The sequence below is a fragment of the Mesorhizobium sp. M5C.F.Ca.ET.164.01.1.1 genome, from assembly GCF_004792125.1.
Taxonomy (GTDB): Bacteria; Pseudomonadota; Alphaproteobacteria; order Rhizobiales; family Rhizobiaceae; genus Mesorhizobium; species Mesorhizobium wenxiniae.
The window spans coordinates 231,466-252,563 of record NZ_SRTG01000004.1; the positions used below are offsets into that span (position 1 = coordinate 231,466).

Below are 21,098 nucleotides of genomic sequence, written 5' to 3' on the forward strand. Positions count from 1 at the left end.
GAGCATCCGTTGGCGAAATCGAGTTGGTCATGCCCTAGCATCGGGCTCCTTGCCGCGAAAGCCGGAACTGTTGGGTCAAGGCGCGACAGGTCGTTGCCGTTTGCTTGCTGCCAATTCTTCACTCGACACATTCATAACTAGTTAGTTATGGACAAGTTAATAACCGAACAGTTATTGTTTGGCATAGACGGAGCGACATCCGGCTCGGCAGAACGCACCCACCCAAAACACGCGTCTGAAGGAGACCACATGGGGGTCAGGCGGACCGGCTCGCCGATATGCGCCGTGGCTGGTTTCGCGGCGGCGCATCAGATCCGCAAATTGTGCGCGTTCGCGCGCACGAAGTCGATGAAGGCCCGCAGCTTCGGCGGGACGAGGCGGCGGCTGGGATAATAGAGGTGGAGCGGTTCGTAGGTGGGACAGAAAGGCTCCAGCACCTTGACCAGCGCGCCTGAGGCGAGAAGCGGCGCAGCGAGGCCTTCGACGGCAAAGGCTAGGCCAAGCCCTTGCGCGGCGGCGGTGATGCAGAGCGGAAGTGTGTTCACGACCAGACGTGCGTCGGGCGTGAACTCGACTTGGCGTCCGTCCACGACGAACTCCCAGGGTGAGATGGCGCGGGTGCGGGTGAAGGCGAAGGCGATGCAGCAGTGGGCGGCGAGGTCGGCGGGTCGCTTCGGTGTGCCGTTACGCGCCAGATAGTCCGGGCTCCCCAACACGACCGTCTGCAGCGGCCCGCCCAGACGCGCGCCGATCATATCCTTCTCGAGAAGCTCGCCGATCCGCAGACCGGCATCGAAGCCCTGAGCGGCGATGTCGACGAAATTGTCGTCGAAGATCAGGTTAAGCCGCACTTCCGGGTAAGCGTCCATGAACGGCCCCATCAGCGGCTCGATCAGCAGTGGTGCGGCAATCCACGGCAGGCTCAGGCGCAATGTTCCGGCGGGGCGGTCGCGAGCCTCGCGCAGCGCCGCGCCAGCCGCCCGGATCTCTTCGGCCGCTGGGCGCACGTGGTCGAGGTAGTGGGCGCCGGCTTCGGTCAGGCCAACGCTGCGGGTCGTGCGGTTGAGAAGCCGCACCCCCAGACGCTCCTCGAGCCCCTTGACCGCCTCGCTCAACGAGGCCGGAGCGACGCCGAGTTCGGCTGCGGCGCGGGTGAAGCTCCTGGCCTCCGCAACCTTCACGAAGGCGACGATGCCGCTGAACTGGTCGAGGCGCATTATTAGGTTATTCCAAATAGCCTTGTCGAACTATACGGGTTTTTCCGGGGAAGAAAAAGCCTCATGCTGGATTTAGCCTCGCCGTTGCGACGGCTCGAAAGGCAACTCGAAAGGCAAGGAGACAGGATCGATGACCAGGCTCGCTTCGCTTGCCGCCGGCGCTCTCCTCGCGGTGTCTGCCGCTCCCGCGAACGGCGGTCCGCACGAAGACCGCAACATCCAGCTGATCAAGGACTATTACGCAGCTTATGCGACCGGGAACCCGGAGGCCGTCCGGCCCTTCCTCGCGCCCGACATCGTATGGCGCATTCCCGGCCATCATCCGCTGGCCGGCGACAAGCGCGGACCGGAGGAAGTGGTCGCCTTCTTCCGTGGTCTGGCCGACGGCAAATTTAGGGCTGAGCCGATTTTCTTCCAGGCGCAGGGCGATCTCGTCGTCGACATCCATCGCGGCTGGTCGAACGTCGGCTCAGGTCCCGAGATCGACCAGCTCTATGCCCTGATGTTTCGCATCAAGGACGGCAAGATCGCCGAGGCACAGAATTTTTTGACCGACATGTACCAGTCGGACGCCTTCTACTGGACGCACTACCCGCTGAAGCCACTGCCCGGCCGACTGGCGGGTGACCGCTAGTGCATGTCGCGCAAAAGTGCGCAGCGGTTTTGCGATAACGACATGCATAAAACAACAACCTAAAGCGCGTCGCATGAGGCCGGTCAAACGCGACGCGCTTTAGACGGCGGCTTGCCTCAACCCGCCGCGCTCCGGCGCCAAGCCAAGGAGACTTGCAATGCTGAAAAACCTGGCGCTAGCGGCAGCAACCGCCGTCGCGCTCGGCTCCAGCGCCTTCGCCGCACCGCGGGTCGAGCGCGTCACTTTCGCCTCGCACGGTGAGCAGATCGTCGGCGACCTCTATCTGCCCGAGGATCTGGACCCGGCGAGACCTCGGCCCGCGCTGGTCGTGACCGGCGCCTGGATGACGGTGAAGGAACAGATGCCGGCCCGTTATGCCCGCGAGATGGCCGACCGCGGATTCGCAGCCTTGACCTTCGACTTCCGCGGCTGGGGCGAAAGCGGCGGTGCACGTCGCCAATACGAGGATCCCAGCGCCAAGATCGCCGATATCGAAGCGGCGGTCGCCTATCTCGCGACCCGGCCCGAGACCGACAAGGACCGCATCGGCGGGCTCGGCATTTGCGCCAGCTCCGGCTACATGGTCACTGCCGCCGCTGAAGATGCCGCGATCAAATCGGTCGCCCTCGTTGCGCCGTGGCTGCATGATGCCAAGGTGGTCGAGGAGACCTATGGCGGCAAGGAAGGCGTCGCCAGGCTTGAAGCCGCGGGCGATGCGGCCGAGGCTGCGTATCGCCGCACCGGCAAGCAGGCCTTGCTGCCCGCCGCCAGCCCGACCGACGAGCGTGCGATCATGTTCAAGGTGCCTTACTACACCGAGGCCGATCGCGGGATGATCCCGGCCTGGCGCAACGAGGCCGATCCGGCCTTCTGGCGCGGCTGGCTGACATTCGATGCGATCCGGGCTGCTCCGCGTCTGCATCAGCCATTTCTGATGGTGCATAGCGAGGCGGCTGCCATCCCGCAGGGCGCGCACAAATTCTACGCACGGCTGACCGGGCCGAAGCAGGAGCTGTGGCTCGACAACGTCACCCAGTTCGATTTCTACGACCGCGCTGCGCCGGTGAAGGCCGCGAGTGACGCCGTTGCTGCGCATTTCAGCGCCACGCTGGGCGATGCAGGGGAGGCAGGACAATGAGCCCCGTTACCCGCCGGCAGGTCGTGGCCTCGGCAGTCTTCGCCGCGACGCTAGCAGCTACTTCCTTGCCGGCCTTGAGCACGCAGTCCACGGCTGCGCTGACAATCGAAGCAAGACCGCCATCGCCGAGGCAGTGGCGGGGATCGGCCTCTATGCCGATTTGCGCGAATGGAACCGGGTCAGGTCCTATTTCGCGGCCCGCATCACGACCAATTATACCAACCTTTTCGGTGGTGAGGTTGCGACCAGCGACCGCGACGCGCTGATTGCCCAGTGGCAAGGCCTTCTGCCGGGTTTCGACGCCACCCAGCACCTCATCACCAACATCGTTGTCGAAGGCGCCGGCAACGATGCGGTTGCGCGCAGCCACGTCCGCGCCACCCACTGGTTCGACACCCGGTTCTGGACAGTCGGCGCCAGCTATCTACACCGGCTGGTGCGAACGCCCGAAGGCTGGCGCGTCAGCGCCATCGCTATCCGCCGCTTGTACGAAGAAGGCGACCGCGCCGTGCTGGCCGCCGCCGCTGATCGGGTGAACGCGGCGGCGAAGTGAGCAGCCGGCTGGTGGCCACTGTTGCCAGCTACTGGCGCAACACCGTGTTCTTGGTGCCTTCTTCGACCTGGTCGATGACCAGCAGCTTGACCGGATCGGCGCCGACATTAGTAGCCTGATGCCACTGCCCGATCATTTCGATGATGAAATCGCCTGATTTGTACGTGGTGCTCTTGCCGGTCTCGACATTGGTGACCTGAAGCGTCCCACCCTGGACATAGGCATAGCGGGGAAACGGGTGCTTGTGGACCGGTAACGTCGCGCCCGGCGCGATCTCATAGGACGACACCAGGACCTGCACGTTCTTCTGCGGCAGCGTGATCGGCTGGCCGGACGCCGTCTCGGTGCGCGAGGCAAGCGGGGTCACGACAACCGGGGTCTCGCTGGCGTCCAGCGCGTGCGCGGCGGTTGCGGACAGGGCTGCCGTTAGCAGCAGCGTCGTCGATATCAGAATTTTTCGCATGATTCCCCCCAAGCCCAACTTCACCATCGCTCAGCAAATTTCCGCGCGCAAGCGTCTCCTTTCGGGAGCACTCCAGCCGCCTCTCCTGAACATGCCAGGCGTCATGCCGTGCGTCGTCCGGAACGTGCGGGAAAGGTGGCTCTGGTCGGCGAAACCTGCCGCGATGGCGGCATCGGCGAGGCCGAGCCCCTGTTCTATCAAGGTGCTTGCGCGACGCAATCTCCGGTCGCGGATATAGGCCGCGGGCGTCAGGCCAATCGCCTTCTTGAAATCCCGGATGACCTGGAACCGGGTGACACACGCGGCGTCGGCAAGCCGCTGTAGGTCGAGCTGCGAGCCAAGTTCGCATTCAATAACGTCCTCGTAGATCGAGAACCTTTGTCGCGATCCCGAACTTTCGACCTCTTCGGTTCGCCCGCCCCAATCGCCATGCCGAACGATGAGATGCCTCAAGGCGACGAGCAGCGACGCCTCGGCCTGCGTTGAGTCCTGGGACGTCGAGCCCTCATGCGCCGCCGCCAACGCTGGGGCGAGGTTGCTGTCGTCGATGATCGCGCGTGAAAAAACCGGAGCGTCAGCCCCGCCCAACTCGCGGGCGACGGCCGTCAGCAGCGGCACCGAGGGATAAAACGTCCGGTAGGCCCAGCCTTCATCGGCACCTCGTTCGCCATCATGCCACTCCTCGGGATTGACGACGGCAATTGCGCCTGCCGGAGCGAGAACGCTGTGGCGCCCGATGCGAATACGTTCGCAGCCAGAAGTAATCAGTGCGATCACATAGGTTGGGTGCGTGTGCAGCTCGTAGCGATGCTGCGTGAAGCGCGCCTTGAACAGGCCAAGGTCCGGGAAGCAGGGATGGCGCCAGTATTTCCTGATCTCTGTCGCGTCCACGTATTTCGTCCCCGCTGCGGTCAATCTGGTTCAAGACGCCTCTTGCGCGACCTTCTAATCGTGATCCCGGATCAAACCATGACCGCCTTTGCCGGCGTGGAAGGAGCATCATGCTGCATAATGAACCCATCGCCGCTCTGACACCAGAGGTCATAGCCTGGCGCCACCATATCCATTCCAATCCCGAACTCGGATTCGATGAGAACGAAACGGCACGTTTCATTGCCGAGAAACTGCGCGCCTTCGGCTTCGATGAGGTGCATGAGGGGATCGGCGGAACCGGGGTTGTCGGCGTCCTGCGCAACGGCGCGGGCGCGCGCGCCATCGGTCTCCGCGCCGAGCTGGACGCGCTTCCGGTCGTCGAGAGGACTGGCTTGCCCTATGCCTCCAGGAACGAGGGCGTGATGCACGCCTGCGGCCACGACGGCCACACAGCCATGTTGCTCGGCGCCGCCAGGTTGCTCAGCCAATCCCGCGCCTTCGACGGCATCGTCTACTTCATCTTCCAGCCAGCCGAAGAAAATGAAGGCGGCAGCTTGCGCATGATCGAAGACGGCCTGTTTAGGCGTTTTCCAGTCGAGGCGATGTATGCCGTCCACAACTGGCCGGGCGTCAGACTGGGGACCATCGCCGCTCGCGTTGGAGCGCAGATGGCCGCCGTCGACAATTTCGAGGTGACCTTCGAGGGTCTTGGCGCACATGCCGCCATGCCGCAGCTCGGCGACGACCCGATCCTGGCCGCGGGCGCCTTTGTCCAGGCCGTCCAGCGCATTGTCAGCCGCTCGGTTGATCCGCAAAGCGCGCTGGTCGTCAGCCTCACCCAAATCCATGGCGGCAATGTCGGCAACATCGTGCCTGGGAAGGTCTGGCTGCAAGGCACCTGCCGGTTTTTCGAGCCCGGTCATTCCGATCATTGCGAGAAGCTGATCGGCGAGATCGCTGGGGGCATTGCCGCAGCCCATGCGCTCAGAGCCACGCTCGACTACCACAAGGGCTATCCTCCGCTCATCAACACGGCGATTGCCACGGCCCGCGCCGTCGAAGCGGCCGCCGCCACCGTCGGGAGGGAGAACGTCACGACCGAGTTCAGCCCGAGCCTGGGCTGCGAAGATTTCGCCTTCATGATCCGCGAGGCAGGCGGCTGCTACGCGTGGATCGGCGTCGGCGATGTCGGGCCCGGCGAGGGCCTGCACGGCGACCGCTACGTCTTCAATGACGAGATCGTGCCGACCGTGCTGCGCTACTACGTCAATCTGGTCGAGCAGACGCTTCCCACCTCGTGAACTATCAGAGCGAAAACTGACGGCTCAGCGGGAAGTGCCGATCTGAATGCGTTTCGTACCTACGCGAACTAACCCGACGCATCTCACCCGACTGTGGCCACGAGTTGCGTTACGCGAACGGGATTTTCTAGCACTGCCTGCGCGGTATCGGCCTGCTCTTCATCGACATGCGCCATCACAAAGATGACGCCTTGTGCAACGTTCGGCTCACCCGGCTTTTTGGCAACATCGGCAGATGCCTGGAGAAGCCCACCAGCAAAGCCGCCGCAGACCCCACCGACGAGGACCATGCCAGCCACCGCTCCGACAGGATCAATGCCGGTGGCTCCAAAAGCAACCAGGCCGATTAACAGACCGGCGGCCGCGCCAAATGCGACACCGCCCGGACCGCGCAGGACAGCGCTGATTTCGTCGTCGTATGGTCCGATGACGCTGATCTGTTCGTGAGAAACTCCTGCCGCCTGAAGCGCGGCAACTGCACGCGCTGCCTGGTCGCGGGAATCGAAAAGTCTGCTGATTGTTCGCATTTGACACAGCCCATAGCATAGTCGTCGCCCGCCGCTCATTCGAAGCGGCGGGCGTCTCCTCCCCTCATCCATCTTCGCGCTAGACTTGCTCAAACATGAGACCGCTGCAAACGTTCCTTGGCTGGGCTTCGGTCCGATCCGAGAGGCCTTGCCGTTGGACTTAAGTCTGACCTGCCGCGCGCAATGGGTCCGGCTATCGAGCCGCCCGGAACCACGACCGCTCGCATTCGTTCGCCGCAAGCTCACAGGAGGAACTCATGGAGAGGAGTGTCCACCACCCTCATTCAGCCTGTTTCCAACCGACATTCAGACCCCGTGTTAGGCTTCGCCAGGAGAAAGGAAATGGCCGACAACAAGTGCAACCGAGACTTACTCGACCACGACCGCCTGTCGGTCGACGAGTACTACGAGGTGGAACATTTCGCGCGAGAAAATGGCGTTTCGCCCAGCCAGGTCAGTAAGCTGATCAAAAAGAACGGTAACGATCGAATGACCCTTACTCAAGCGGTGAGAGCATTGCGCGACCGGAAGTGAAAATTACGCCGCACCTTGTGCCCGGGGGAGATCGAAAGGATCGGAGTTTGCGCGTCATGACTTGCTGCCTCGCTCGACGAGACCGTGGCGCTTACTCAAAAAAACCGCTGGCTGCGGTTTCCGTCCCGTCTGTAAGCCCTAAGTTCCCTTGCGATTGATCGGTTGCAGATCAAAGATGGCGTCGCTTAGCGTCGTTCGACAACAGATTGGCCGGTTCTCTCGAATCGTGCCGCTGGCGCGACGCGCCGCCGACCGGGCCGTTGGGGATATGGCGCCATACAGAGCGACAAGACTGATCGATCGATGGAATGCACTGTCGCTGGCCACTCAGTTTCTGCTCGCCGGCGGGCTGTTCTCGCTGTCGGCAATGATCGTGGTGGGAATTTCCGTGACAAGCCAGATAGAAGCCGCGGTCACCCGGAACTCGGCTTCTGCGACCGCTCTTTACGTCGACAGCGTTATCGCGCCGCTGCTCCCCGACATGCGCAGGAGCGAAGTGCTCGAGGAGAGCGTTGCCCACGCGCTGGATGAAACGCTGGGACAAGGCGCACTCGGCACAAGGCTCGAATCCTTCAAGCTCTGGCGCCGCGACGGCACCATCCTCTATTCAACCAATAAAAATTTGGTCGGGAAGCGCTTTCCACTCAGCGACAATCTCCGGGCCGCATTCGCAGGCGACATAGTTGCTGAATTGGACAGGCACTATGATAACCAGGCTGAGAGGGACAGCGGCTTGCATCTTCTTGAAATCTTTAATCCGATGCTTCAGCCGTGGTCGGGCGAAGTCGTGGCTGTTTTGGAATTCGACGAGATCGCCACCGATTTTGAAAAGGACCTCCGGCAGGCACTCGTTCGGACCTGGTTCGATGTCGCAGCCGTCACCGCGGTTTTTTTCCTCGGGCTTTCGGTGATCGTTGTTCGTGGCAGCCGCACGATTCGTTCCCAGAGCCGCTCATTGAAGCAGCGCATTGCCGAACTTTCCGATCTGGTTGTTCAAAACAGAATGTTGAGACTGCGGGTGCAGCGTGCTTCGCAGCGCGCCACGGCGCTTAACGAACGTTACCTCAGGCGGATCGGCGCGGACCTACACGACGGGCCGGCGCAACTGGTTGCCCTCGCGGCGCTGGGGATCGACAGCCCCGTACTTGCCGATTCTGCCACGCCGGCTGCGGCGCGCGCACGGGAATTGCAGGTGGTCAAAGCGAATTTGGACGATGCGATGCGAGAAATCAGGAATGTCAGCAAGGGCCTCATGCTGCCGCATGTCGAGAATGCCGAGTTGCCGGAAATCCTCGAGCTTGCCGTGCGAGCGCACGAAGAGCGAACCGGCGTCAAAGTGATGCTGTCCATGACCGGGGGGCACGCACCCTTGTCACCAGCGGCCAAGATCTGCATCTTTCGCTTCATTCAGGAGGCGCTGAACAACGGCTTCCGCCACGCCGGGGGTGCCGGTCAATCGGTCGCGAAACATTTCGACGGGGAGCGCGTTTCTATCGAGGTTTCCGACACCGGCCCAGGTTTCGACCCGAAGATCATCCACCCTGAAAGGCTTGGGCTCATCGGGCTGCGTGAGCGGGTAGAAAGCCTCGGCGGCCAATTTGGTGTAACATCTTCACAGAATGGCACGGTGGTGAAAATGGTTCTCAACATAGTCGAAATAGGACAGGCGTGATGGCAGCGGCCATAAAGCTCGCCATTATCGACGACCATCCGCTGTTCAGGGAAGGCGTGGTGCGCACTCTCGAGCAGATCGGCGGGTTCGAGATCGTTGCCCAAGGCGGCAATAGAGATGACGCCTTGCGGATATCGGAAGACCAGCAGCTCGATATTCTCCTGATGGACATCTCGGTGCCTGGAGGGGGCCTCAACGCGATCGAACCGGCTCTGGAGCGGCACCCGGATCTGAAAATCGTGATGCTGACCGTTTCGGAGGAAAACCAGCACGTCATGACCGCCTTGCAGAGCGGGGCAAGAGGCTATGTCCTGAAGGGTGTCGGGTCTAGAACTCTGGCCGCGATACTGCGCACGGTGGCGATGGGCGAACGGTATGTTTGCCCGCAATTGTCGGCGCGTTTGTTGGTCGACTTGTCTAGCAAATCAACCGCGACCGCGAAACCCGACGTGCTGGCCGAACTCACCAGTCGCGAAAGAGAGATCCTCACGCTCGTTGCCGCCGGATTGAGCAACAAGCGGATCGGTCTTCAGCTGAACCTGCACGAGAAAACCATAAAGCATCACATGACGCGAATTCTCGCCAAGCTCAATGTGAGCAACCGGACCGAAGCCGCGATGACACTGCGCGACGCGACCGAGCCGCCTGCCCGCCATCCTGCGTGAAGCAAGGTAGCCTTGCGGCCTGTGAACTCGCCATCACTCGATCATGCCGAGCAGTCTTGCCCGATCGGAGTTCGTTGCCTGCCGCCGAATGATGGTGCGGCCCATGGCATCCCGCATTTCATAATGGCCGCCGTCGATGCGCTCGCTGAGCCCGTTGGAATGCACCACACCCACACTTGCCCCGCGCACTTCGATCCGGTCTCCAGTAGTCGCGTTGACATATACTTTTGGCTTGTTGGCGGGATTTACCGCGGCAACTGGATTTGCGGGGGGATTGCCTTTCGATGATTTTGATTTGCCCTTGCCCGCGTTGGCATTGGAGTTCGAGCTCCCGGGAGTTCCAGCGTTCCCGGAGTTTCCAGCGTTCCCTGCGTTCCCAGAGTTCCCGGAGTTCCCGGAGTTCCCGGAGTTCCCCGAGTTCCCAGAGTTCCCTTGTGCCTGGGCGGCCTGCGGGCTAAGCATCAGGGACAGGCCGTCCTGTGCCACACGGTAGGGGCTCACGACGAGAATCAAGGTCGATGCGGTGAGGCAGATGGCGACGCGAAGCCTTCGAAGAGATTTGAGCCTGCGCTGGGATTGAGAGCACGCAGGCCGCACATTCATAATGGCGAGAACTCTTGTCTCACGAAGCCTCCGGCGTTGCGGCCGTATCGCGTCTGTGGTCAATGAATTTGCCAATAGCACGCCAGAATAATCCTCTGACCGTCACGGTCTGCGTTGCATTTCCACCTGTTTCGAATTCGCCCGAGCCAATCCTCTGTACTCTGCACCATCTATCACGCTTTCGCCATCATCAGGCGGTGTCAAGACCCACCAGTCTCACGGGGAGAAACCGGTGGGTCTCGCTAGCGCAGGAAGGGACTCATTACTGCGCAAGTGTGTTGCCTTCATTGATCGGGCCCATCAGCCGATAATAAGCCCGACGGCCGCGACCCCGAACACCAAGCCAATACCGGAAAAAGCAGCCAACGTGCCTGGTGAATGCTGGGGTCCATTGCAGCCTCATGTCACGGCTTGGCATCGCAACGAGGCCTGCAGGAGCTCGGTTCCTGAAAACTCTCCCATCTCAGGCTTTTGCGATAGCGGTCCCGGACTAAAGCACTGCCTGTGCCAGCCCATAGTCTGCCAGCGGTCAGACTGAAGCCCTATCTCAGGCCTTTTTGAGCATGAAAGGCGCCGTCGAGGGGTAATCCATGGGGTAAAGGCTGGAAGGATCCTCAACACGCAAAGCCGTCAGCTTGGACAGCGGGATGTACCGGCGACGTAAATAGCCCTTGCCGTCCGATGAATGGAGACTGCTCTCAAACCTCAATCGATGCATGTGGAGGGATCCGCCGCTAGTGCGGCGAGCCCCTTCACGCCGTACAAGGCCGTTAGGTCAAAATAAGGACGATCGTGAGCGTATCCGGGTCGACGATGACGATTCGGCCATCGGCCAACACGAAATACTCATAGGATTCGTAAGCCGGGACGATCTCGACGATTCGCGGTGGCAGGCGGCGCAGTTTGACCTTCTGCCGCGGAACCTCGACACCCACTGAGATGTCAAAATCGACGCTGGCAACCGGTTCGACCTTTTCCTGCTTGAGGATTTGGGTGATTTCCGTCTTCTGTTCAACGGTCACACTGCTGATCGCGCCGGTCGAAGTCTCGTCCTGAGTAGAGGTCATGCCCTGAGTCTGCTGCTCGGTGGTGGCACCGGCCTCGCCCTGGGTCTGCTGCTCGGTCTGGACCTTGGCCTTATCCTGCGCCTGTTGGTCGGTTGTGGTGCCAGTCTCGCCCTGAGTCTGCTGCTCGGTGGTTACACCGGCTTTGCCTTGGGCTTGCTCATCGGTCTGCATCTTGGCCTTGCCTTGAGCCTGCTCCTCGGTGGTGGCGCCGGCCTTACCTTGGGACTGTTCGTCCATCGCACCTTCCGGGCAACCGGCAGAACCGGCCGGGCAGTTGGTGTCGGCGCCCGACTGGGTTTGCGCCGGCTGTTCCTGAGCGAGCGCTGCTCCACAGCCAACGCCGATGGCCAGCATACTGGTGATCAGAACTTTCTTCACGAGACGTCTCCTTCGAAAAGTCTGTCCCTTCACGGGGAAAACCACCTCTGGAAAAATTTTGTTCCGGGCGAATTGACCGGGCGGAAGCGATCGGAGCCTGTTGGAACAAACAGTCCGCGTTCATGCGCGCTGTACTGAGCCATGGTGCGCGCGCCGAATAGGGTTCGTGTCTTTGTTCCAGCAGAGGCGCGGGTTGTTATTCGGCCGACGCGACGTCCTGGTAGGGTGGAGATTGAAAAATCTGCGCTCGCTGCTGGACAAATCTCTTCCAACCGCCGGTTGGTAGACGCCGGGCAGCCGGCGCGTATGGTTTTTCCGTCCGCGCGCACCGGGCACATCCCAGCCTCCCAAGCCGTGCTTGGTGACCGCTTGATCGCCCCGTCGCACCTGAGGTACGGCGGGCTTTTTTTGCCTGGGCAGAACTTGTTGTAATCAGCACAGCATGTTCTTACGCAGACCATGCAAATGGCCAGCGCTCCATTCCACGACGCAGCCCTGGGAGTTCAGACACCGTGGAAGAACCCATCTGGGAAACCAACAAAATCCATGCGGCGCGCGTTCGGCAGACCGCCGAACGCGGAGGGCGCTCGTTGAGGACCTTCGCTACACACTGGCCCTGTCACAACGCTTGGTACGAGCGTCGCGTGCGCTGCTGAAGCGGTCCAAGGACCAGGGCGTTGCTACTGAGCCTTGAAACCGAAAGCAGCCGAAATGGTCGGACCGGGCCATCTTGCAGCGTCAGGAAGGCGATCGAAACGAGAATTTGAACGAGAAACAAGACGAAGCTGACGCCGTCGTCGGCGAGCCATAGCCGGTCGCCTCGCCCCTGGTTCTTTCTATACTCTCGATGGTGGGCGGGGCAGTGTACGCGGTCCTTCGTCGGGAGGAGTTTCTATAGCGGCCAACCCAAACCTGCGGTTTTTTCCTTAGAGGGTGGAACACTGTCCTGCGACAAAAGTTTAGTGCCAGCAGCGTAGTATTGTCCCTCATACAAATGCTGCGAGATCGGTGGCCCCGACGAGCCCGCGTCCTCTCCCGGAGGGCGCGGGCTTTCTGCTGTTGCGTCTTTCCGGCGCCGCGAATGGTGCCACCAGGCGGTCTTTGCGAGAGTTCGGTTTTCATCGGGAGCAATGGAGTTCAGAGCGTCCCGGCTGCAGGTCACAGCGGTACACAGCGACATTCCGCATGCGGTCCCAGTCCTGCGATGCGTTTTGCTTCAGTCCCGAATTGGTCCTTCCTTGACAGCAAAAAGCGGTCTTCACATATTTCCTCGCAGCCGTCGCTCACGGCTCTCGTGGAAGCTCAAACACTCGTTCAGTTGAATGGAGGTTCTAATGAACGACAGGACTTTCGACCGGCCTGTTTTCGTCAAGAGAGGGGAGTTATGGTAGAGGAAATCGAATGCTTAGCTGACGCTTTCGAGTTCCTGCAGGAATGGCCGAAGAATCGCAGAGGGCCAATCTTTGACACTGCGTCCCGAGCTTGCCAGCGCGCCTACGATGGCCAAGTTCCCATTTCAGTTGCACGCGAGGCTTTCGCCGGCTTCGCGAGATCGGCCAAGATTCTCGAGGACGTCTCTGCAGCCATGCCCTGGATGACGGCACCGAAAACCGGTCGTGGTGGCGTGACGGCGTAACCAATGTAGTACTTGGCGACGCCCTTGTGAAAATCGCCGGCATGGACAATCCGCCAAGCAGTTCCTGGCCGGCAGCGATGCCGTTACTGCGACAAGGGCGGCGCTTGAGGCACGGCTTGAGGAAATTCGCGCATTCGAGGACCTGTCCAATTCGACAGATGGGTCTTACTAGGTCAGAGCCCGGAGAGCGGGGCCACGCTGGGTCGAACAGCCCCGCGCGAATCCGCTATGAACGCAGCCAACGTCGACAATATCGAGGAGACGAAACCGGCCCCGGCCTCTGCGGGCTGCCGAGTGGGTAGCGGCAGAGGAGGGCACAGCGCGGGACATTCGCAAATCTGACCGCGTCGGGCATTGATGCTGACCTCGCGAGAAGGATCAGCATGGAGTTCGCCATTAATGGCGACGAGCAGGATGGCGTCCTCTTGGCCAAGCGGGTGACTGGCACGATGCCGGCGCGCGCGACGCATTCCGCGTCGCTGTCGTCGGCGACGTCGACAGGACCGTCGTTGCTTTCGACCGTCTCAATGATGGCTTTCGCAAGAGCCTCGCCCTCGTGGATCGGCTCGGGGCGGTAAAGCAACAGGACGGCTCTTCGCTCGGCAGCACGCCGGCAGGGGCATGGCTGTTCAATAGCCTTACGCACGGGCTTGAGGGCGGCCCAGGCGTTGCTGATGTCATCGTGGCCGTCCATGCTTCTTCACCAGATGGACTGTCTCAGCGTCATCCGTGAAGGCAGGGGCCGAACGAGGCCCGGTTCCATCAAAGTCTAACGACTGGGAAAGCGCACTGGAAAGCACGTGCGGTAACAGTTAATTCAACCATTGCGGGTATTCTAGAGGAGTGTGGTAGCGGCTCCGGCAATGTGAGGCGGGGTGCTGAGTTGCCGGAGCCGCCTGCGCAGTCCGGTTGGGTTTGACCGCGCCGTCCTATTCTGGGACAGCGCGGTCAACGATTCGTTAAAATGGGAACTAATTTAAGCGTATGCTAATTGAATCGCAGTTTTGCGAGTCAGTGCATGCGTTTGAAGTTTGTCCCGCCACTAATGCCGACTTTGGTGGAGAAGCCTCCCGAAAGCGGCGTGTGGCTTCATGAGCTCAAGTTCGACGGCTATCGGTCGCAAATGATCATTGACGAATGCGGAACGCGCATTTTCACCCGCCGTGGCCTGGACTGGACGGCGAAATACCGCGACCTGGTCGCCGCATCGAAGTCGCTCGCCGTGGACAGCGCCATCATCGACGGTGAGATCATCGTGCTCAATGATGCCGGCCTGTCGGATTTCGCGGCTTTGCGCAAGGCCATCACGCGGCGACAGCATGACCTCTATTTCGTCGCCTTCGATCTGCTGCACCTTAACGGCCACGACCTGCGCGACATGGCGCTGCAAGAGCGCCGCGATATCCTTGCCGGCATCATCCCGCCTGACATCCGCATCCAGTTCAGCCAGGCGCTGCCGGGCGACGCCAAGGCGATCTATCACCTGGTCGACCAGGCCGGCCTTGAGGGAATGGTGTCCAAGCGTCGGGACAGCAAGTATCGCAGCGGCCCTTCGACCAACTGGCTGAAGACGAAATGCTACACCGTCGGGGAATTTGAGCTGCTCGGCGTCGAGCGTGAGGCTGGAAAGCCGGCATTCGCGCTGATGGCCGAGCCTGGCACCCGCAAATATGTCGGCAGTGCCTTTGTCAGCGTCAATCGTGAGATGCGGGAGCGGCTGTGGAAGCGCGTCCAGAAACACGCTGGCGAGGCGCCGAAGGACATGAAGAAGCGGCCGGCAACGCAATGGGTCAAGCCGGGGATCAAAGCTCGCGTGAGGCACTTGCGCGGCGAGGAGGACCTCCGCCACGCGTCGCTGCAGGATTTTTGGGAGGGAGAATAACCGGATTCCGCCTCGGTTTCGGGAGTGTTCGTCAAGCGGAACATAAGCAGCGAGCAACGACTATGCGCAGGGGCGGTTCCGGTGGCGCGATGTCCGTCCTATCACGCCAAAACAGGCGAGACTTAGGTCCTGTCACGCAATCAGACCAAAGCCCGCAAAAGGAACATTTGCGGCTGCCTGAGGTTTGGTGAGCCTGGCGCGAAGACGCGTTCAGCGGAACAGATCTCACATAAAGGAGGCACTCATGAGAATGCATCTTTCCACTGCAGCCGCGGGATTTCTAATGCTGGCAGGTATCGGCGCTGCTGCTGCTCAGGACGTAATCATCGAGCCTGAACAGGAAACCGTCATCAGAGAATATGTGAAGAAGCAGCCGCTCGCGTCGGTGAAAATCCCTGGAGTGGAGCTCAATATCGGCTCAACCCTGCCCGAGACGGTCGAGCTTCATGAAGTTCCCGACACCAAATACAGGTACGTGGTGGTCGACAACCGGACCGTTGTCGTTGACTCAGGCACACGCAAGATCATCAAAGTCATCGAATGACCTAAGCGACTGGAAGGGACAGCCCGCCGTGCCGGAAGGAGCGGCGGGCTTCTTCTTTGGAACAGCTTATGGAGCGAAGTTTCCGGTGATGACGGCGAGAAAGAAAGCAACAACTCGGAACACATGCCACGTTACAATCAAAGCCGAGGCCGATCACCACAGCCCACGCTCAGCTTACCCTAATTCCTCTCCGGCAGTTTCGACAGCAGATGGCTTTGTTCCCCTTCGGTCGTCATCTCGCCGTTCGTTGAGTAGGACAATCCCTCATGATCGTCCGATGCGGAGGCCACTGCGCTTGCGAGCGCATCTCCGGCCCTACGAATGGAGCCATGCGCCATCGGCTGTTTTGGCGTCGAAAGCTACGGGCACGCCGTGAATCACGCACGCTGCTGCCAATATCTCCTCCAACTCGTGGTCGGTCGCCTTGCAAGCCGGCATGAGTTTCCGAAGGGCGCAGATTGCCTGTCCGATCGATAGGAAGCGGGCCTTGCCTCTGGAAAGAACGTAGATTTCGGCGACTGTATCAACCGTGACTGTGGGAAAAGAGTGAGTCATCGAGAATTCCTCCCTGAAACCCTGACGAACACGATTTCCGGCCAAACGTGGCGGCCTTCAACGCTCTGTCTGATTGCGGACAGTTAGGCTCGCCGCCATTTCGGCCATTGTCTGTAGGCAATTCATTGAGTTGCTGATCCTAGAGAGGCCGGCCGGCGCGGCTCATGGCGCGTGCGATCGCAAGCTGCGCCTCGACCTTGGCATTTTCCTTTTGCGTCATGTTGTCTGCGGAGATCAGCCGGCGTAGCGAGCGCATGATCTCTCCGCGGGCCCAGCCCGCTTCCAGCATGCAATCGACGATCGCCTGAAAGCTTGGCTCCATGGCCTTCTGACAATCGATCTCGCGATCGGGATATTCGCCGGGTCGTTTCGGCGGGTTTCTCACCCGGTGCCGTTTTGTCCAGCTTGCGATTGTGATCCCGCAGGCCATGCCAGCACAGTCGGCAATCCAGTCGAATACATCCGGACCGCGCCCTATCAGTTGCGCGCCCTGAACAACTTCAATCGCCACGCCCGAAAAAGCGAGGAGAACAAACAGCTTTGCCTTGTGTTTCGTCCAGCCGACACTTGCCAAGGCCGCCAAAACGGTGAATGCGGCGACGTGGATGAGCTTGCGATGATGCGTGAAGGTTACTCCCAAATTCCGCAGGAGCCACTCCGGAAAAAGGGCGAGCAGCAGGAGAACGCCGGCCAACGCGGCAAGGAAAGCAACCCTTGCCACGATCGGATATGAGCCTGCGCGCAACAAAATAGGACAGCCCTTCATCCGAAGTTTGGAGACGCCACCGCCAGCATGAAGCGGTCTTAGAGCTGGGGCAGATTGTCAATTTCCAGCGGATCGGCGCATCAGCCGAATAGATGAAAGCTTTAGAAGCTGCGGCCAAAGGAGGGCAAGATGCTATTCCTTTCGGACTGGGGTCCTTACCAGACGACTAGGAGCTCTAGTCAGAGGAAACGCTCCCCCTCGGCACGGTGCTCGAAACAGAACCAGTGGGGCGTCTGACTCGGCTTCGCAAAGCCCCATCCCTGCTCGAAGCGCATCCCGAGCACCTGCCCAAGCGATTGATGATCCACAAGCCGATGAAAGGCCCGGACGGCAAGATCCACTGGTTCACGGAAAGATTCCGGGGATGAACGGCTGATCGTGGCTCCCGGGAAGGTGGCCGGCGCCGCTTGGGGGGCGTTGGGGTAGATTGCCTGTAGGGCGCCGGCCTGGCGGATTGGGGTCCGCCGCACCAAGAAGCTAACAGAGCTTGCGGCCGTGGATATGGCGTGATCGCGGAAGTGCCGTGCTTGGCGTATATTCCTATCCAGCTATGTTAGCGCGATGGCCGACAAACCGGCGACAACTTACATCGTGAGTGTCTTCGAGAAACCGCACTGGCGAACGGTGCTGACCACGAAGGACAAGGCCAAGGCGGAAGCTATGGCGAAGAGATCGGCGATAAGGCCAGATCGAAGAGATCACGCCGAAGGGGAAGCGCTAACCGGTCAGCTTAGTGAAGTCGTGGCGGCGCGCGCGAACATGCGCCAGCAAATTAGTTTCATTGACGACCCCGGATTGAAAGAGAGTCAGCGTGGTCGAGGCCAGAATCTGGCCGTCTATCGAGCTGCTGTACCATTTAGCGTCGGCGGTTATCTGGTCGACCACCCGCTGGCAGATCGCCCGATCTTCAGGCTTCAGGAACTGGCTTTGCGGTGCTCGTAGCATCTCGACGCCTTTAAAAGGGAAGTTACTGTGTCTCCCGCGCGAAAACATGCGTGGATCTCCGAGAATGGACCGTAAACACATTCAGACAGAAAGTTGCCATTCGTTTGACCGTTGCAGGCGAGGTCTTGTGTCAAGAGGGTTGCTAATATGCGAGACAGCGCTCTTCGCTCTAAGCCGGGCGGCCCAGCGGCTTTGGTTGTGGGGGGAGGCCGCTGGGCCTGACCAGCGAGCCTTCGGGGGGCGCTCACCTGGCTGGCGGAATACATGCGCTCAAGCTAATGGAGTCGAAACATTCGAACGAAGTACGTATTGGTAATTCCGCTGCGCAAAGGTCATAAGGTGCGCCGCAATGGGTCAACACGTCTGGCACCGCAATTGCTTGGTCAGGTCTGGGGGAATGGGGTGGAGGCCCGTCGCTTCGCAAATGCAGCGGCGGGTCTGCTAGATACAGGTCGCCTCCCAGCCTACGCGCTGCTTCCGTCTCGCTTGCTCATCAATCGCCCGGATCGGCAGATAGGCGGCCGGCAACGCAATGGGTCAAGCCGGGGATCAAAGCCCGCGTGAAGCACTTGCGCGGCGAGGAGGACGTACGCCACGCTTCGCTGCAGGAGTCTGGGACGAGGGCTAAAGCGGGACATCTCAAATCCCATACGTCACATCAGGGCAATGAAGATCACCGGTGCAAAGATCAGGAAGATCGCCATCGCTATAATAACGACAAGGGCCAGGCGCTCTGTTCGCCTGGCGATTGCAGCGACCTCGTTGTCGCTCGACGGAATGAGATCAACCACCGAGAAATCTGTTGGCTCAGGCGTTTGATTGTCATTTGCGGGTCGGCTTGCGACCTCATCGACATTCTGTCTGCTCTGGGGAAGGGGCACAGTTGTTTCCGCTGTTAGAGTCATATCGGGCGCCCGCCGATGAGGGATACAGCGGGCACCCGGAACCACCGATGAAGGGACTTTGCTCGGCGGCCAATACCAATCCGTTGGTAAGATCTTGGTTGCCAGCCTCAGCCCTCTGTCTTTAACGCAAAGACTTCAGTCTTACTGCATCATGGACCATAGCCCGGCGGCGGAACTAAGTGCCCGCCGGTTCCGTTGCCGACCAGTGATAATTCAGAATGGGAGAGATAGTCATGGCTGACGGTCCCACCGTTGTTAACTCAGGCGGAAATGGCGCCGGCACCGCTGTCGCCGTCGTTCTCGCAGTTATCGCAATCGTGATGCTGCTGTTGTTCACCGGCGTTATCAACATAAACGGCGGGGGCACCGGAAAGGACGTCGACGTAAAGGTTGAAGCGCCCAGGGTTGAAGCGCCTACGGTCGAAGCGCCCAAGGTCGAAGCGCCAGCCGCGCCCGCTCCGGCAGAGCCGGCCGCACCTGCTCCGGCAGCACCCGCTCCGGCAGCACCTGCTGACGGCGGCTGAAGGGACGCCTTCTTGGGAAAAATCCGCAACCTATAGCCCTGCTTCGCTGCAGGATTTTTGGGAGGAAGAATGACTGGGATTCCGTCTCCGTTTGTGTTCGTTAAGGGTGACATTAGCGTGCGCTAATGCTTTTCCGGGACCAGCGGGCCTTCCCCCCAACTTTAGCCCGCTGCAGGTCGGGCTGTAACCCGGTCGGCCCGCGCTCGGAGGAGGAGCGCGGGCTTCTCCTTGTCAGTCCGACGCGCCAGACAAGGGGGAAGGCCGGCGCCGCTAAGGGGTGAGGTAGAATGCCCAGGCGCCAGCCTGGCGGATTGGGGTCCGCCACGCACGCCGCCGTTCGGCCCCTTGCGCGCGGGCATTTGTCCTCAGCCTTTGCGCCGCTTGGACTCTTCCGAAATGGGCTTTTCTTGTCCGGTGTTCTCGCGAATCCCGGACTTGGCCGCAAAACTATAAAGAAGGCCTGCCACGACAAGCACCAATAGCGTGCCGAGTGCCGCCACCTGCCACAGACCTAGCCCGCACGCCACGCCAATTGCCCCAGACAGCCACATGCCTGCACCGGTCGTCAGCCCGTGGACCTCGCCTCTCGAAAACAAAATCGATCCGGCAGCAAGGAACGCTACGCCAGCGGTAACCGCTTCGACGACACGGATCGGATCGACCCTCACGGAATCCTGCAGAAACATCGGCGCGTGAACGATTTCAATCGTCAGAATACCGAAAGTAGCCGCTGCCACGCAGACCAGGATATGGGTGCGAAGCCCGGCGGGCCGATTTCGCCATTCGCGTTCGAAACCGATCGCAGCACCGAAGATCGACGCCAGCAGAAGCCTCGCCGCAATAACCGGAAACGGGAGGTATGTCGGATGGCCGAATTCTTGGAAAAGCTGTTGCATGCGTAACCCGGGCTGACCGGCCACAACGTGCTCGGGCCGGCCAGGTTCCCCAAGGTCTGCCGGAGAGAGCGCGCCTGGTCAGGGCAGGGGGCTCTGCTAGCTTACCACTGACTTTGACCGGCTTCCCTGCCGCTTGGGGGCCAGCCAGCAGAAGCGAAGCGGATCGAGCTTGGGAAAAATCGCACGCTTGCGCGCAATAACTCGCCTTGGCGTAGAAATGGCGTTGGCTCCCCGGGATCGACGAAGATGCGAACTATGAGTTGCCGATTCCCCTCGAAACTACGCCACAGCCCACTATCAAGTTTCGGAAGCGTGATCGCGATCGCGCCGAGCGGATCCGGCTTGCCGGTGGTCCGAAGCCGACATTGAGGGAACGCGCCGTCCGGCTCGCTCTTGAGAAGGGTGAAGTCCGGACAAGAGACCTGACCGACATCGGTGTTCCTCGTTGCGCGAGGAAGGGTTGCTCGTGAAGGTGCGTTACGGCCGCTATCGTGCGGCCGTTCCCAAAGCGGCTTGATGGCATGATACGAACGGCTCTTGAGGGTGCAAGATGCTGACGAGAGCCGGAGTGGGATTAGGTACGCTGGCGCAGAAGAGGTGGGACTTGTGCTCTGGAACTGGCAAGTAGCGCCAGAGAAAGCTGGCGCCCGGGATCGACAGATCGAATGTCTCGATTGGGGCCGGTTTCGGATGGACAGCTTCTAGGCTGAAGTCATCAGCAAGCGGACGGAAGGCGCGGCTGAAAACCTCCTCCGAGCCGTGCCGGAACTGACGGCGACTTCCGATACCGGTGCCGCGCTTGCCTCAGCAAGGGCCTCAA

Annotated in this window: 22 protein-coding genes; 13 read left to right on the plus strand and 9 right to left on the minus strand. The window is 60.7% G+C overall.

The window, feature by feature from the left end; translation table 11 throughout:
- Positions 1-308 precede the first annotated feature (308 nt).
- The gene (locus EN807_RS23780) at positions 309-1,217 is read right to left on the minus strand and encodes a LysR family transcriptional regulator (protein WP_135936911.1); all 909 of its coding nucleotides are present in this window, start codon (positions 1,215-1,217) and stop codon (positions 309-311) included.
- A 130-nt stretch (positions 1,218-1,347) separates the two neighbouring features.
- On the opposite strand from EN807_RS23780, the gene EN807_RS23785 reads away from it, so the two are divergent.
- From EN807_RS23785 to EN807_RS23795, 3 genes are all read left to right on the plus strand, one after another.
- Positions 1,348-1,851, plus strand: coding sequence for a nuclear transport factor 2 family protein (locus EN807_RS23785; protein WP_135936912.1), 504 nt, complete (start codon positions 1,348-1,350; stop codon positions 1,849-1,851).
- Between the two features lie 157 nt (positions 1,852-2,008).
- Positions 2,009-2,989, plus strand: a complete 981-nt coding sequence (locus EN807_RS23790) for a CocE/NonD family hydrolase (protein WP_135936913.1) — start codon at positions 2,009-2,011, stop codon at positions 2,987-2,989.
- Positions 2,937-3,542 (plus strand): nuclear transport factor 2 family protein, encoded by a 606-nt coding sequence (locus EN807_RS23795; RefSeq protein ID WP_135936914.1) that lies wholly within the window; start codon positions 2,937-2,939, stop codon positions 3,540-3,542. The genes EN807_RS23790 and EN807_RS23795 overlap by 53 nt, the downstream gene beginning before the upstream one ends.
- Positions 3,543-3,570: 28 nt before the next feature.
- On the opposite strand, the gene EN807_RS23800 is transcribed toward EN807_RS23795, so the two are convergent.
- Positions 3,571-4,005 carry a cupin domain-containing protein gene (locus tag EN807_RS23800; protein ID WP_135936915.1) on the minus strand — a complete coding sequence of 145 codons (435 nt, stop codon included), beginning with the start codon at positions 4,003-4,005 and terminating at the stop codon, positions 3,571-3,573.
- Between the two features lie 30 nt (positions 4,006-4,035).
- Positions 4,036-4,896 carry an AraC family transcriptional regulator gene (locus tag EN807_RS23805; protein ID WP_135936916.1) on the minus strand — a complete coding sequence of 287 codons (861 nt, stop codon included), beginning with the start codon at positions 4,894-4,896 and terminating at the stop codon, positions 4,036-4,038.
- A gap of 110 nt (positions 4,897-5,006) precedes the next feature.
- Between EN807_RS23805 and EN807_RS23810 the strand changes: the two genes are divergently transcribed.
- Positions 5,007-6,179, plus strand: a complete 1,173-nt coding sequence (locus tag EN807_RS23810; RefSeq protein WP_135936917.1) for an amidohydrolase — start codon at positions 5,007-5,009, stop codon at positions 6,177-6,179.
- A gap of 83 nt (positions 6,180-6,262) precedes the next feature.
- Here the strand turns inward: EN807_RS23810 and EN807_RS23815 are convergent, their stop codons facing one another.
- Positions 6,263-6,745 (minus strand): hypothetical protein, encoded by a 483-nt coding sequence (locus EN807_RS23815; protein WP_135936918.1) that lies wholly within the window; start codon positions 6,743-6,745, stop codon positions 6,263-6,265.
- A gap of 303 nt (positions 6,746-7,048) precedes the next feature.
- Between EN807_RS23815 and EN807_RS23820 the strand changes: the two genes are divergently transcribed.
- The 3 genes from EN807_RS23820 (at position 7,049) to EN807_RS23830 (ending at position 9,577) form a co-directional block, all read left to right on the plus strand.
- Positions 7,049-7,240, plus strand: coding sequence for a DUF3606 domain-containing protein (locus EN807_RS23820; protein ID WP_135936919.1), 192 nt, complete (start codon positions 7,049-7,051; stop codon positions 7,238-7,240).
- Positions 7,241-7,508: 268 nt separating this feature from the next.
- On the plus strand, positions 7,509-8,912 hold the full coding sequence (locus EN807_RS23825; protein ID WP_135936977.1) for a sensor histidine kinase: 1,404 nt from the start codon (positions 7,509-7,511) through the stop codon (positions 8,910-8,912).
- Positions 8,912-9,577, plus strand: a complete 666-nt coding sequence (locus EN807_RS23830) for a response regulator transcription factor (RefSeq protein WP_135936920.1) — start codon at positions 8,912-8,914, stop codon at positions 9,575-9,577. The genes EN807_RS23825 and EN807_RS23830 overlap by 1 nt, the downstream gene beginning before the upstream one ends.
- A 33-nt stretch (positions 9,578-9,610) precedes the next feature.
- On the opposite strand, the gene EN807_RS35675 is transcribed toward EN807_RS23830, so the two are convergent.
- A complete protein-coding gene (locus EN807_RS35675) occupies positions 9,611-9,766 on the minus strand; it encodes a hypothetical protein (protein ID WP_189522560.1) in 156 nt (51 codons plus the stop codon).
- A 1,184-nt stretch (positions 9,767-10,950) separates the two neighbouring features.
- Positions 10,951-11,625: a DUF1236 domain-containing protein gene (locus EN807_RS23840; protein WP_135936921.1), complete on the minus strand. Its 675-nt coding sequence runs from the start codon at positions 11,623-11,625 to the stop codon at positions 10,951-10,953.
- Between the two features lie 1,384 nt (positions 11,626-13,009).
- On the opposite strand from EN807_RS23840, the gene EN807_RS23845 reads away from it, so the two are divergent.
- From EN807_RS23845 to EN807_RS23860, 4 genes are all read left to right on the plus strand, one after another.
- The gene (locus EN807_RS23845) at positions 13,010-13,261 is read left to right on the plus strand and encodes a DUF982 domain-containing protein (protein ID WP_348640262.1); all 252 of its coding nucleotides are present in this window, start codon (positions 13,010-13,012) and stop codon (positions 13,259-13,261) included.
- A 383-nt stretch (positions 13,262-13,644) separates the two neighbouring features.
- Positions 13,645-13,839 (plus strand): hypothetical protein, encoded by a 195-nt coding sequence (locus EN807_RS35680; RefSeq protein WP_189522561.1) that lies wholly within the window; start codon positions 13,645-13,647, stop codon positions 13,837-13,839.
- 440 nt (positions 13,840-14,279) lie between these two features.
- Entirely contained in the window at positions 14,280-15,143 is an 864-nt protein-coding gene (locus tag EN807_RS23855) for an ATP-dependent DNA ligase (protein ID WP_135936922.1), read from the plus strand.
- A gap of 244 nt (positions 15,144-15,387) precedes the next feature.
- Positions 15,388-15,687, plus strand: a complete 300-nt coding sequence (locus EN807_RS23860; RefSeq protein ID WP_135936923.1) for a DUF1236 domain-containing protein — start codon at positions 15,388-15,390, stop codon at positions 15,685-15,687.
- Positions 15,688-16,381: 694 nt separating this feature from the next.
- On the opposite strand, the gene EN807_RS36740 is transcribed toward EN807_RS23860, so the two are convergent.
- The gene (locus tag EN807_RS36740; protein ID WP_246684307.1) at positions 16,382-16,963 is read right to left on the minus strand and encodes a VanZ family protein; all 582 of its coding nucleotides are present in this window, start codon (positions 16,961-16,963) and stop codon (positions 16,382-16,384) included.
- A 606-nt stretch (positions 16,964-17,569) separates the two neighbouring features.
- Between EN807_RS36740 and EN807_RS35685 the strand changes: the two genes are divergently transcribed.
- Positions 17,570-17,950, plus strand: a complete 381-nt coding sequence (locus EN807_RS35685; protein WP_189522568.1) for a hypothetical protein — start codon at positions 17,570-17,572, stop codon at positions 17,948-17,950.
- Positions 17,951-18,606: 656 nt separating this feature from the next.
- Here EN807_RS35685 and EN807_RS23890 read toward each other — a convergent pair.
- Positions 18,607-18,858 (minus strand): hypothetical protein, encoded by a 252-nt coding sequence (locus tag EN807_RS23890; protein ID WP_135936925.1) that lies wholly within the window; start codon positions 18,856-18,858, stop codon positions 18,607-18,609.
- 233 nt (positions 18,859-19,091) lie between these two features.
- Between EN807_RS23890 and EN807_RS23895 the strand changes: the two genes are divergently transcribed.
- Complete coding sequence (locus EN807_RS23895) at positions 19,092-19,382, plus strand: hypothetical protein (protein ID WP_135936926.1); 291 nt, start codon at positions 19,092-19,094, stop codon at positions 19,380-19,382.
- Between the two features lie 365 nt (positions 19,383-19,747).
- On the opposite strand, the gene EN807_RS23900 is transcribed toward EN807_RS23895, so the two are convergent.
- The gene (locus tag EN807_RS23900) at positions 19,748-20,278 is read right to left on the minus strand and encodes an MgtC/SapB family protein (protein WP_135936979.1); all 531 of its coding nucleotides are present in this window, start codon (positions 20,276-20,278) and stop codon (positions 19,748-19,750) included.
- Positions 20,279-21,098: the final 820 nt, after the last annotated feature.

Coding starts and splice junctions, on each gene's coding strand:
- EN807_RS23825 (WP_135936977.1), top strand. CDS start 7,509: ATGGCGCCATACAGAGCGACAAGACTGATCGATCGATGGAATGCACTG.
- EN807_RS23890 (WP_135936925.1), bottom strand. CDS start 18,858: ATGACTCTAACAGCGGAAACAACTGTGCCCCTTCCCCAGAGCAGACAG.
- EN807_RS23855 (WP_135936922.1), top strand. CDS start 14,280: ATGCGTTTGAAGTTTGTCCCGCCACTAATGCCGACTTTGGTGGAGAAG.
- EN807_RS35680 (WP_189522561.1), top strand. CDS start 13,645: ATGGAGTTCGCCATTAATGGCGACGAGCAGGATGGCGTCCTCTTGGCC.
- EN807_RS23790 (WP_135936913.1), top strand. CDS start 2,009: ATGCTGAAAAACCTGGCGCTAGCGGCAGCAACCGCCGTCGCGCTCGGC.
- EN807_RS23900 (WP_135936979.1), bottom strand. CDS start 20,278: ATGCAACAGCTTTTCCAAGAATTCGGCCATCCGACATACCTCCCGTTT.
- EN807_RS23820 (WP_135936919.1), top strand. CDS start 7,049: ATGGCCGACAACAAGTGCAACCGAGACTTACTCGACCACGACCGCCTG.
- EN807_RS23815 (WP_135936918.1), bottom strand. CDS start 6,745: ATGAGCGGCGGGCGACGACTATGCTATGGGCTGTGTCAAATGCGAACA.
- EN807_RS23895 (WP_135936926.1), top strand. CDS start 19,092: ATGGCTGACGGTCCCACCGTTGTTAACTCAGGCGGAAATGGCGCCGGC.
- EN807_RS35685 (WP_189522568.1), top strand. CDS start 17,570: ATGGCCGACAAACCGGCGACAACTTACATCGTGAGTGTCTTCGAGAAA.
- EN807_RS23780 (WP_135936911.1), bottom strand. CDS start 1,217: ATGCGCCTCGACCAGTTCAGCGGCATCGTCGCCTTCGTGAAGGTTGCG.
- EN807_RS23860 (WP_135936923.1), top strand. CDS start 15,388: ATGAGAATGCATCTTTCCACTGCAGCCGCGGGATTTCTAATGCTGGCA.
- EN807_RS23810 (WP_135936917.1), top strand. CDS start 5,007: ATGCTGCATAATGAACCCATCGCCGCTCTGACACCAGAGGTCATAGCC.
- EN807_RS23785 (WP_135936912.1), top strand. CDS start 1,348: ATGACCAGGCTCGCTTCGCTTGCCGCCGGCGCTCTCCTCGCGGTGTCT.
- EN807_RS23800 (WP_135936915.1), bottom strand. CDS start 4,005: ATGCGAAAAATTCTGATATCGACGACGCTGCTGCTAACGGCAGCCCTG.
- EN807_RS23830 (WP_135936920.1), top strand. CDS start 8,912: ATGGCAGCGGCCATAAAGCTCGCCATTATCGACGACCATCCGCTGTTC.
- EN807_RS23845 (WP_348640262.1), top strand. CDS start 13,010: ATGGTAGAGGAAATCGAATGCTTAGCTGACGCTTTCGAGTTCCTGCAG.